We start from the raw sequence: 12,122 nt of genomic DNA, 5'->3' as shown, positions 1-12,122 counted from the left end.
CATGAAAACTAAAGCACTTCTTCTTTTCTTATCAATCATAATTTTAAGCTGTTCAAAAACTAAAAAGGAGTCTTCCACTCTTGAAATTATTACTTTAAAAGAAGGCTGGAAATTCCAAAAAGGCAGCTTTCCAGATGCTGTTTCTGTTGATTTTGACGATGCAAATTGGGAAACCATAACCGTACCACACGATTGGGCTATTTACGGACCGTTTGACAAAGAAATTGACAAGCAAGTAGTAGCAATTACCCAAAATGGAGAAGAAGTAGCCACAGAAAAAACAGGACGAACTGGAGCTTTGCCTTACATTGGTGAAGCTTGGTACAGAAATACCTTTGATGTTCCTAATTATGATAAAAGTAAAAAGGTTTTGATTTTGTTTGAAGGCGCTATGAGCGAACCTGAAGTGTTTGTAAACGGTAAAAAAGTGGGTGAATGGAAATATGGTTACGCCTATTTCTATTTTGATATTTCTGAACACGTACAATCTACAAACAATTCACTTTCAGTAAAACTCAACAACAAAGGAAAATCTTCAAGATGGTATCCTGGAGCTGGCTTATACAGAAATGTACGTGTTATTTTAAAAAATCAAGAAAGTATTGACCAATGGGGAACCTTCATTACAACGCCAAATATTAATGAAGAGGTTGCTCAAGTAAATGTAAAAACCAACGTTACTGGAGATAACTTAAAACTTGTTACCACTATTTTTGATGCCGAAGGCAATGAAGTTGTTTCAAATGAAACGACTACGCGTTTCGGTAACCAATTCGAACAAAACATTGCCGTAAAAAACCCAAAACTGTGGGATACTGAAAATCCTTATTTATACAAAGCTATTTCAAAATTGTATGTGGGTAATACTTTAAAGGATGAAGTCACTACCAAATTTGGTATTCGTGACATCAACTACGACCGAAATACTGGTTTTTCTCTTAACGGAAAGCCAACCAAGTTTAAAGGAGTTTGTTTACATCATGACTTAGGCCCTTTAGGAACAGCAGTCAACACCTCAGCTTTAAGACGTCAGTTAGAAATATTAAAAGATATGGGAGCAAATGCTATTAGGAGTTCCCACAATATGCCATCTTTTGAACAACTGGAATTGTGTGACGAAATGGGATTTCTATTTTTAGCCGAAAGCTTTGACGAATGGAAAAAACCAAAAGTAGAAAATGGTTACAACCTCTATTTTGATGATTATGCTGAAAAAGACGTGGTCAATTTAGTGCGCGCTACAAGAAATCATCCTTCTATTGTCATGTGGAGTTCTGGAAATGAAGTACCAGACCAATGGGGAAGCGAAGGTGTAAAACGAGCTAAATGGCTACAGGACATTTTTCATCGTGAGGATCCAACACGACCTGTTACTGTAGGTATGGACCAAGTAAAAGCGGTTATGGAGTCTGGGTTTGGTGCTATTATGGATATTCCAGGACTAAACTATCGTGTGCATTTATATGAAGAAGCTTACGAGCGTTTTCCGCAAGGGTTTATTCTAGGTTCAGAAACAGCTTCAACCGTAAGTTCTCGTGGTATTTACCATTTTCCTGTTGAAAAAGGCAGTATGGTGCAACATGACGATTACCAATCTTCTTCTTATGATTTGGAATATTGCAGCTGGTCTAACCTTCCAGAAGACGATTTTATATTACAAGACGACAAACCTTGGGTTTTAGGCGAATTTGTTTGGACTGGTTTTGATTATTTAGGTGAACCAACACCTTATGACGAAGTGTGGCCATCACGTAGTTCGTATTTTGGAATTAATGATTTAGCAGGCTTACCAAAAGACCGTTACTATTTGTACCGAAGCAGATGGAATACCAAAGACGAAACCTTACACATCTTACCACATTGGAATTGGGAAGGTCGCGAAGGCGTAACAACACCTGTTTTTGTTTATACCAATTACAACAGCGCTGAATTATTTTTGAACGGAAAAAGTTTGGGTATTCAAACCAAAAATAATAGTTCACCGCAACATCGCTATCGCTTAATGTGGATGGACGTAAAATACGAACCTGGAACTTTAAAAGTAGTAGCACTAGATGACAACGGAAATCCAACTGCTGAAAAAGAGATTAAAACTTCAGGTAAACCGCATCAACTAATTTTAGAACCTAACACTACACCTATAAAAGCCAATGGCGAAGATCTTGCTTTTGTAACCGTTTCAGTTGTGGATGAAAATGGGATTCCTTGTCCTACAGCAACTAATCAGTTAAAATTTGAAGTAACAGGCAATGGAAGGTATCGAGCAGCTTGTAATGGAAATGCTACCTCATTGGAGCAGTTTCATTTACCAACCATGAAACTATTTAGTGGAAAGCTTGTTGTTTTGGTACAATCCACAAAGGAAGCAGGAGATATTACGCTTACCGTTTCAGGTGAAGGATTAGAATCTTCTAGTGTTCAGTTAAAATCAATACTATAAAAGCCAACTGAAAAACGTCATCTTACCAATTGCTTTCCAGGTGGCTTCACTTAAAATTAAACCAATTCAAATAATCTTTTTACTGCGCTGTCCATCCTCCATCAAGAACGAATTCAGTTCCTGTAATAGTTGATGATGATTCTTTTGATAACAGTAAAGCCATATCTGCCAAAGCTTCAATTGGAACAAAAGACTTTACCGCTTGTTTTTTTAGCATGACTTTGGTTATGACATCCTCTTCAGACATGTTATGAGATTTCGCCTGATCTGGTATTTGTTTTTCAACAAGCGGTGTACGTACATAACCTGGACAAATAGCATTACAAGTTATATTATATGGAGCTCCTTCTAGACCTAATACTTTTGTCATTCCTATTACACCATGTTTTGCAGTTACATAAGCCGTCTTATATTCGGAAGCTCGTAATCCATGAACCGAAGAAATATTTATTATTCTTCCGAAACTTTGTGCTTTCATGTATTTCCAAGCTGCTTTAGAGGCATAAAATGACGCATTCATATTAAGAGCAATAATAGCTTCATATTTTTCGTTAGGAAACTTATCAATTGGTGAAACATACTGTATGCCAGCATTATTTATTAAAACATCTATTCTTCCAAAAGTGTTATAGGTTTGTTCTACTAATTTCTCAACTTGATTGGAATGCATGAGATTAGCATTGGAAAACGCTACTTCAACATTATTTTTAGCTCCAATTTGAGTTGCTATCTCTAATCCATTTGTTTCTAAACCGTGAAACATAATATTATATTGATTTTCAGCAAAATGCCTCGCTATACCTAAACCAATACCGCTTGTACTTCCTGTTATTAATGCAACTCTATTCATTTTTTAAAAAATCTAAAACAATTTCATTAAATGCATCTGGTTGATCTAAAACAACTCCATGTCTTGAGTTTTTTACTACTTCTAGTTGTGCATTTTGCATTCTTGACACATAGGCTTCTTTAAAATCCACAGACGAATAATCCATATCTGAAGCTATAACTAATGTTTTGGTTTTTATTTCTTTGAGCTTAGTACCAAGTCCCCATTCCATCAAGGTAACAAATGACTGATAATAAGCCTCAAAATTATTTGCAGCACAGCGCTTTTCAAACTCATTTCTTAACATTTCTTGTTGTGGTTCTGGAAACATATTAAAGGCTATTTCTTTAGCCAAAGCTTCTAACCCTTTTGTTTTTAAATAAGCTGTTCTACTATTCAATAAATCATCTCCTAATTTTCCCATTCCATTAAAATCTGGACCACTATTAACAATAACCATCTTGTCTACCAAATTTGGATAAGAACATGCTAATTGAAAGGCAACAGCTCCACCCATTGAAAAACCAATTGGTGTAACTTTACTAAGGTTTAACTGATTTAAAAGACTAACCACATCTTCAACCATAATATCTACACCATAGTTCAAGTTTTCTTGAAACGATTTACCATGTCCTCGCAAATCTGGAGCTATTACTCTATACTCTTTAGAAAATGGCGCAATTTGAAACTGCCAATCTAACTTAGTTGACCCTAATCCATGTAACAATAATAACGTTTTGTTATTATTGTTACCAGTATCAGAATAGTCCAAAGAAATAGGCTTTATATTTATTTCTTTTGGCATTTTAGTCTCTATTATTTATTCTTATTAAAGAAGTTTAAATTGTACTTAAGTTCAAAAGAAATCAATCTTCCTATTGTTGGAGAAGCTACAAACTCTCTAATATCTGTATCAAATAAGTTAGTTACATTAACTCCTAAAGACACATTTTCATTTAGATTATATCCAAAATTGGCATCAACAGTAAAACCTCCTAGCTGACCATAATTCCAAGTTCTTCCAACCTGAGCGTTTTCGACAATTTCATTTACACCATCACCATCCATATCTTGAGTTTCAGCAGCTACATTGATACCTGAGAAGAAATCATAGTCTTGTATCCAACGACCAAATATGGCTCCATAAAATTTATCTGTGCTATAATGCAAGCCAATGTTAGCTTTGTTTGCTGGAGTATTTATAGGTAATTCACTCTCTAAAACTACTCCATCTAAGTTTCCATCATTATCAAGATCGTTTGTATCTAAACTTCTGCCGAAGTAAGAGTAGTTTAATGATGCTCTCAATGCATCAGTAAAGTAATAGTTTAGACCCAAATCAAAACCATAAGTATCAACACTACCAAAATTACTATAGGTTAATAAAAATGCCGAGGTACTTGCTCCTGGTGATACTTCGTCAACTGGTGTATCTCCTATGTGAGTTACAAAATTTCCGTTTTCAGCATCTACAATATTTCTTAAAGGGCTTATAAAGTTTTCAGACATATTGTAATATGCACTTGCATCTATAAACAATTTATCTGAGATTTTTCCTTTAAAACCAAGCTCAAAAGAGTTGATGGTCTCAACTTCTAAAGCATTAATTTTTGTACCATCTGTTAATGTAAACCCTTCTCCATTTCCTAAAACCAATCCTCCAAATAGATTTCCTTTTAAGTTAAGTATAGAAGGTACTGCCATACCTCTACCATAAGTTAACCTAAATGTTCCTGCATCGATAGACTTGGTAACAGCAGCTTTAGGTAAAAAATTTGTTCCATATAAATCATGGTTGTCTGCTCTTAAACCTAATAAGAAGTTCCACCCACTGTCTAACTTGTATTCAAACTGGCTATATACACCTGCTTGACCAATCTCAATTGGACCATCAGCATCCAAGAGATATGTTCCTTCAGAATCTGCCATATCCAATTGATATTGTGCTCCTACAGTAAGGTAAAAATTGTTCCAATTATTATTGTATTGTGCTTCTCCATTAAACCTTTCAGAAGCATCTTTAAATAAAGCACCTCTAGGAATAGCTATACCAAACGCTGGAACCCATTGTTCATAAAGTGCACGACTCCAAGCTTCATCTTCAGAAAAACCATTTTCTATAAACGACACATAGTTTTGCGTACGTTGGTTTATTGCGTAAGTTTCATCTGTTCTACTCCAAGTATAATATGTATTTGCAAAGAAGTTTTTTGACACAAATTTTAATTGTGCAATATCCAATGTCCAATCTTTAATTTGATTTCTCCCTGCGTTTGTTACAGCTAAATTAGTATTATTGCTATGGCCATAATACCCTATCAATTCTGATTGTTTTCCTGTTTTATAATGTACTGCTCCACCATATTTAAGCGCATCAAAATCTCTATCTAAATTATGTTCGTTATAAGCTGTTGTACCAACATATACTGAGTCTACATAGTTAAATTCTTTTCCTGCTGTTCTTTCTAGATGCACTTTAAAAGACAATCTATCATTAATAACTTGAGCGTGCCTTAACCTACCTGTGATTACATTTTGATTACCTGCACCAAATACCAAAGTTGTACCTTCTGATGTTCTTGGGTTTTTTGTAATTGTACTTACCAATCCGTTATGAGCATTTGGTCCATAAAGTGTTCCGTTAGGACCCAACAAAATCTCTACGCGCTCTATATCATCTTTTGTAACCGTAGAAAACGACCCATAAGGTAATCCTGTTGCAATAAGCATAGATACTCTATCATCAGTAATTTGTAGGTTTTTTGAATTAAATGCCGAATTAAAACCACGAATATTAATTCCTGTTCCTAAAACTCCTGTCCTAACAAAATCAACTCCTTTTTGTCTCGATGCCATTTCGCCTATATTAAAGCTTGGAAATTCAGCTATTTCCTTAGCTGTAATAACTTCAACAGTTGCTGGTACATCTGTGATTTTTTGGAGTTTTTTTCCAGCGGTAATAACTACTTCATCTAAAACATTTTCACCTTCTTGAAGTGTTATATTTAATTCGGTAGTTTGACCAGCAATAACAGTAACATTTTCTTTATATGCTTTATAACCTACAAAAGACACTGTAATTGAATGTTCGCCCTCTGGGACATTTTCAAGACTGTACTTACCATTAAAATCTGTTACAGCTCCTAAGTTTAATTCAACTATTTGAATGGTAGCTCCTGGCAATGGAACTCCATTTGAATCAACAACTGTCCCTCCTATTTTACCAGAATCTTGTGCATAGGCAAAACCAGTAATCATTAAAATTGTTAGTAGTAGTATTTTCTTCATGATTTATCGCTAATTAAGTTATGCTTGCAATCTATTATGAATATAAATGGATTTAAAAATAAAAGTAAAAGTTATTGACTGCGACTTTAGAATTGTAAAATAGTGAATTGCCTGAATATTAACTTAATTAAAGCTAAAAACAACTATAAATTAAAGGTGTGACTTTAGCTTCAAAAAAGCTTCAGGAAGATTATTTGATAGTGTATCTATAACTTGAACAAGTACCATTTTTTGGCTTTTTGTAGGATTTAAACCCAGTAATGGCACTTTGATTTCTTCTAATAATTTTGAAGAATTTATTTGCCCTTCCATGTATTTTGACAAGGATATACTCCATGATATGTTTGGCACATAATTAGGCATTATTTTTCGATCGGTTTCTTTAGACGAAATATTATAAACTGTTGCAATTTTAAGCAGTTCCTTATACTTTTCATTTGCTATTAATACATTAAAGTAAGAAGTGAAAAAGTGATGCCAACGATGTTTTAAAACTTCCTTTTTATACTGTTTTAAAAAATTAATAGCGATTTCCTCGGCCAACTTATTTTGGTCGAGTTGATTTAGCACTCTTATTTTATAAGAACAAAAGCCAATTTTTTGATGATAGTTATAAGACTCCTTATAAAGCTGATGGTAATTATCTAGAACCTTTTTGGCTTCTTTTGGTTTATTATTTTTTAGCAGAATAGCTACTAGATTGTTTACATACATTAATGTATCGTTATTGTAACGTCTTATGGAAAGGTATGCGTAATACTCGGCTAAATCTAATTCATTTTCTTTAGAATGCATAAGCACTCTACTAGCATAATAATTAGACAACAAACGCCTTGAGTACATCTCACCATTACTAAAGTACCCATCAATTTCATCGAACAATAGTTTTAGTTTTGAGCTTTCATTATAGTTTGTGTACAAAAAAGCCAAAGTAATAAATGCCATGTACCTGTTTCTGCCATCAACATTTTCAGTTTTAAAAACCTCTAAAAGCCACGGCTCCCAATATTTAGTTTCATTTTCTTTTTGGGTGTATTGACTTGTTATTTCGGTTGTTGCACTATACAGCTTTTGCTGAATTGATTTTGATTTTTTATAATCTTCAGAATAGTTTTCTAAAAAACCAGCTACAGTTTCGTGGTCTTTGTAGCGTAACCGAATTAGTAAATAAGGCTTGTACTCTTGGGCTAACTCATAAACAATTTGAAAATTATAGCCCACTGTTTTGTAACGACTTAAAAAGTTTAAAAACACTTTTTCTTCTGAAGAAACAATTGCATCTAAAAGAATTTTTTTCTTTAAATCTAGAATCCATTTAGCTGTTTCATCAACGTCTATACTTTCTAGTTTTTTTAGTATCCAGTTTTTTACATAGGAGTACTTACGTTTGTCTATGTTTGTGTCAAAATTCGCTTTTGAGGTATTACTTATAGCACTTTTTGCTAAACGATTTATAATTTCGGTTTTCTCATCATCAGTAAATAAGTGTTCTGAAGCTAAGTATTTAGCTTCGTTAGGTAGAATTGTTTTGCTAAACTCTGTAAATTTTTTGAGTTTAATCTTCATGAATTAATCTTTTTCAATAAATTCTTTAATTAAAAAATTCACTTTTTCTGATTGCTCAAACTGCAAAAAATGTCCACTTTCTTCAACAAAGTTAAGCTGGCTATTCATTATTAGCTCTTTTGCTTTTTCCCCAACTTTAGCTACATCTAAGTCTGGATGAAAATAACGATTAGGTATCAACCTATCATTTTTACCATAAAGCACTAATGTTTTATGAGGTATTTTGGCCAAATCATCTACAACAGGGTCATTCAACATGCCTGCAATACTTTTTGAAATTGCTATACAATGTGCTTCAAAATCTATTGCTTCTTTAATAGCAATTCTATCTTCAATCATTTTATCTACTTCGTTGGGTTGCTTATAAAAATTAAGCGCATAATTATTTTTAATCTGTTCGTTATTTGTACTCGCAACAAATTCAGGTGTAAACATTGTTTTCATAATAATTCCGTGCGCTTCAGAAAATGTTTCTATTCCTGCAGGAGCGACCAAAATCAACTTATCTATTTTTTCAGGTGAATTAATTGCTAATTTAATGGCTGCCTGCCCTCCCATTGAATGACCTATAAGAATAACATTTTTTAATTTTAACTCATCAATAAATGCTGTTATGGTTTTTGCAAAATAAGATGGTGTATAACTAGCATTTTCGGGTTTTGACGACTTACCATATCCAGGTAAATCCAAAGCAACACATGTAAAATTTTCCTTTAAGGTTTTTATGTTTTTTGACCATGCACCTGCATTACTACTTAAACCATGAACAAATAAAAGAGTTTTTTCTCCTTTACCTTCTTTAATATAGGCAATTTCAATAGTATCTAGATTAACAAAGTGTGTTTCGTATTCGTATTTGGAGACTATGTTTTTCATTATTTTATCACAAGTTTGTGCATACGTAACTAAAGGTAGTATAATTAGCATTAAAATTATTTGCTTCATTTTTTTTAAGTTTAAGGTTGTAATTTAGCTTTATACACTTTGTAATATGCCAGTAGCTTTTTTCTAGAGATTTTCCCTACACTAGTTAATGGAATTTCATCTAATATAATTATATGTTTTGGCCGTTTAAACGATGCCAATTTCTTGTTTACAAAGGTTTTTACTTTTTTTAAAGATTTTTCGTTTTCTAACACTACAAAAGCTACTCCACACTGCCCCCAAACAGGATCGTCAACACTTAAAACTGTAGCTTTCATAACATTTTCACATGTTAATAATGTTGCAGTAATTTCTTGTGGATGAACATTTTCACCTCCAGAAATGTACATATCATCTTGTCGTCCTTTTAAAAATAAAAATCCATCTTTATCCTTTGTCACTAAATCTCCAGTATGCAACCAGCCGTTTTTAATTTTATTATTGGTTTCGGTAGAATTGTTCCAGTAACCTGGTGAAACAATATTACCCTTAATACAAAATTCCCCTACCTCATTTACTCTTGCTTTGCGGCCAGTAGATAAAACTATTTTTGTTTTTAAGTAAAAATTAGGCTTACCGATAGACTCAGGTTTAGTCATAGCTATGTCGTGATGTAAAGACGTAATGCTTGGTCCAGCTTCAGTTAAACCATATCCTGGTCTAATTGATATACCTTTCTTTTCTTTCCAAAGCTTTAAAAGACTAGGCGATACAGTTTCTCCTCCAGAAATTATAAATCGTAGGTGCTCTAAATTTACGCGATTAAACACTTCTGTTTTTTGCATCATTGCCAACATAGTTGGTAATGCCATGAAAAGTGTAGTTTTATTAAGCTCCAACAAACACAATATACGTTCGGCATCAAACTTTTCAACCATATCTATTTGAGCTCCTTTATGTAATAGAGGAGTTATAAAAATATTCCATCCAGAAGTATGATAAGGAGGTAATGTATTAATGGTTGAATCACGAAATGTTATACCTAATTGCATTGAGGTATTTAGGCTATTCCAAAACATCATTTTGTTAGTGTAAATAACTCCTTTTGGTCTTCCTGTTGTGCCTGATGTATAAAAAATAAAAATAGGATTCTTCTCTTTTATTTGAACTGCAATTGGTTTAACATCTACTCCATCCTTGTAATAACGTTCTATAACATCTAAATGAATAGTCTTTGGTAAAGGAATTGAAAGTTGCCCGAGCTTTTCTTTTTGGTTCTCACTATAAAGCAATAGAGCAGGACTACAATCTAAAAACAGCATTTCAATGTCGCTTAAGGATAACCTATAATTTAAAGGCACAATAATAATCCCACTTCGTTGGCAAGCAGACAACAATACAATGTAATGCAAGCTATGCTCTGCCAAAACAGCAATTCTATCTCCTTCTTGAAGACCTAATTCTTCAAATTTCTCGACAAGTCTATTCGCATAAACATGGATTTGACTATAAGTGTATTTTTCTTCGCTGTCAAAAGACGTTACAGCAATTTTATCAGGTGTATAATCTGCCCATTTAGCTATCCAATCCAACGTGTCTGTGGTCATCTTTTTTCTTATTAAAATAGTACAACAAATAGCCTACTACAACCGAACTCACAATAGCAATAGCAGCAGGAATCCCTGGATTATTTACTGGCTCTTGCATATAGGAAGTGAGTCTTCCGTAGTAAATCCCGAAATGAACTACCAAAGCAACAATACTTGCTGCAAAAACAGCTTTAAGCGGAACATTTTTTAAGAACATTCCAAAAAGTACTGGTACAAAAGCAGCAGCAAAATAAGCGTAAACACCATTTTGAGCAAAAATAGCGACACTTACGTCTGGGTTTACAATTTGATTCCAACTTAATACAAAACTCACAAGTCCTAAAATAACTATCACTCCTTTATTTACCAAAACCGAATGCTTTGAAACACGTTCTTTAAAAATTGGCTGTAGTATATCTTGGGTAATAGTAACCGAAAGCGACTGTATTAAACTTTCTAAGGTAGATAATCCTGCTGAAATAAGCCCAACAACTATAAACATTCCAAGTCCAACAGAGAATTTCACTACAACATAGGTAGGAATAATTTCATCCATTTTTAAGGCTGTTCCATTAACTTTCAAATCAGGAAACGTTAACCTCGCATACAAGCCAACAACTACAACCAAAAAGAAAACAACCATAAACATAATACCACTAAAGAGGTATTTATTTATCTTTTTAGAATCTTTTAAAAGTAATGATTTTGTGATAATATGTGGCTGACAAACAATAGCAACACCAATAATTATTTGAGCAAGAATAATTTCAAAATAATCCCTAAACAAAAAACTACTTGTATTTGTGGGTTTAGTTAAGTTTTCATCAATACCACCCAACTTTTCGATAAAACCCGTTACTCCATTTTCAAAAAACTCATAACCAGAACCTATTAAAACCAACGCCACAAAAAACATAATTATGGCTTGAATGGTATTGGTATATACCATAGAGTTAGCACCACCAAACATCATATAACCAAACACAAAAACAGTAATACCCAACAACACGTAAAACGGCTCTGTATTTAACGATTTTGAAATTACCTGCGTTAATCCCACATTGATAAGTACAATAAATGTTATTAAAAGTAATGCCAAAACAGCCATAAAAAAGGCATACGACTTACTTTTATATCGTTGTCCCATCCATTGTGCCATAGTGGTTGCTTTAACACTATGTCCATATTTTGCAAAGCCTTTAGTAAGTACAATTAATGACACAAAAGCTGCAATTGGTAAAACAATACCAAAAGACAATACTCCTGAAATTCCATATAGAGCAATAAAACCTGGATTTATTATAAAAGTAGCAGCACTAGTCATGGAAGCTGCCAAAGAAAGTCCAACAACCCAAGACGGAAACTTTATATTCCCTACAGCAAAATCAGAGATGTTCTTTGCTTTTAATGCTCCTCTTATTACAAAAAACAAAATTACAGCAGCATAAACCACCAATAAAATTGCCATAAAAGTTACCCATTGTTCTGATGCTTTCATTAATTGTTATATTAGAAAAACAAATAAACTTTTTAAAATTTCAATATA

At 33.3% G+C, this 12,122-nt stretch carries 8 protein-coding genes; 1 reads left to right on the top strand and 7 read right to left on the bottom strand.

The features are described from left to right. Position 1: 1 nt before the first annotated feature. Positions 2–2,440, top strand: coding sequence for a glycoside hydrolase family 2 TIM barrel-domain containing protein (locus tag ABD011_RS03705; RefSeq protein WP_343795877.1), 2,439 nt, complete (start codon positions 2–4; stop codon positions 2,438–2,440). 79 nt (positions 2,441–2,519) lie between these two features. Here ABD011_RS03705 and ABD011_RS03700 read toward each other — a convergent pair whose 3' ends face one another. The 7 genes from ABD011_RS03700 to ABD011_RS03670 all read right to left on the bottom strand — a co-directional run bounded on the left by ABD011_RS03700 (position 2,520) and on the right by ABD011_RS03670 (position 12,074). Next, complete coding sequence (locus ABD011_RS03700; protein ID WP_343795874.1) at positions 2,520–3,290, bottom strand: 3-hydroxybutyrate dehydrogenase; 771 nt, start codon at positions 3,288–3,290, stop codon at positions 2,520–2,522. Further along, positions 3,283–4,074, bottom strand: a complete 792-nt coding sequence (locus tag ABD011_RS03695) for an alpha/beta fold hydrolase (protein WP_343795872.1) — start codon at positions 4,072–4,074, stop codon at positions 3,283–3,285. The genes ABD011_RS03700 and ABD011_RS03695 overlap by 8 nt, the downstream gene beginning before the upstream one ends. A gap of 11 nt (positions 4,075–4,085) precedes the next feature. Then, positions 4,086–6,557, bottom strand: coding sequence for a TonB-dependent receptor (locus ABD011_RS03690; RefSeq protein ID WP_262732217.1), 2,472 nt, complete (start codon positions 6,555–6,557; stop codon positions 4,086–4,088). A gap of 150 nt (positions 6,558–6,707) precedes the next feature. Continuing rightward, positions 6,708–8,123: a hypothetical protein gene (locus ABD011_RS03685; protein WP_343795870.1), complete on the bottom strand. Its 1,416-nt coding sequence runs from the start codon at positions 8,121–8,123 to the stop codon at positions 6,708–6,710. A gap of 3 nt (positions 8,124–8,126) precedes the next feature. Then, positions 8,127–9,068 carry an alpha/beta fold hydrolase gene (locus tag ABD011_RS03680; RefSeq protein WP_343795868.1) on the bottom strand — a complete coding sequence of 314 codons (942 nt, stop codon included), beginning with the start codon at positions 9,066–9,068 and terminating at the stop codon, positions 8,127–8,129. Positions 9,069–9,079: 11 nt separating this feature from the next. Further along, positions 9,080–10,594: a class I adenylate-forming enzyme family protein gene (locus ABD011_RS03675; RefSeq protein WP_343795866.1), complete on the bottom strand. Its 1,515-nt coding sequence runs from the start codon at positions 10,592–10,594 to the stop codon at positions 9,080–9,082. Beyond that, complete coding sequence (locus ABD011_RS03670; protein WP_343795864.1) at positions 10,563–12,074, bottom strand: sodium/pantothenate symporter; 1,512 nt, start codon at positions 12,072–12,074, stop codon at positions 10,563–10,565. The genes ABD011_RS03675 and ABD011_RS03670 overlap by 32 nt, the downstream gene beginning before the upstream one ends. Positions 12,075–12,122 lie beyond the last annotated feature (48 nt).

Origin of the sequence: Gaetbulibacter jejuensis (assembly GCF_039524015.1) — a bacterium.
In the GTDB taxonomy this organism is placed as follows: domain Bacteria; phylum Bacteroidota; class Bacteroidia; order Flavobacteriales; family Flavobacteriaceae; genus Gaetbulibacter_B; species Gaetbulibacter_B jejuensis.
This window is presented reverse-complemented; position numbering and strand designations above follow the sequence as displayed.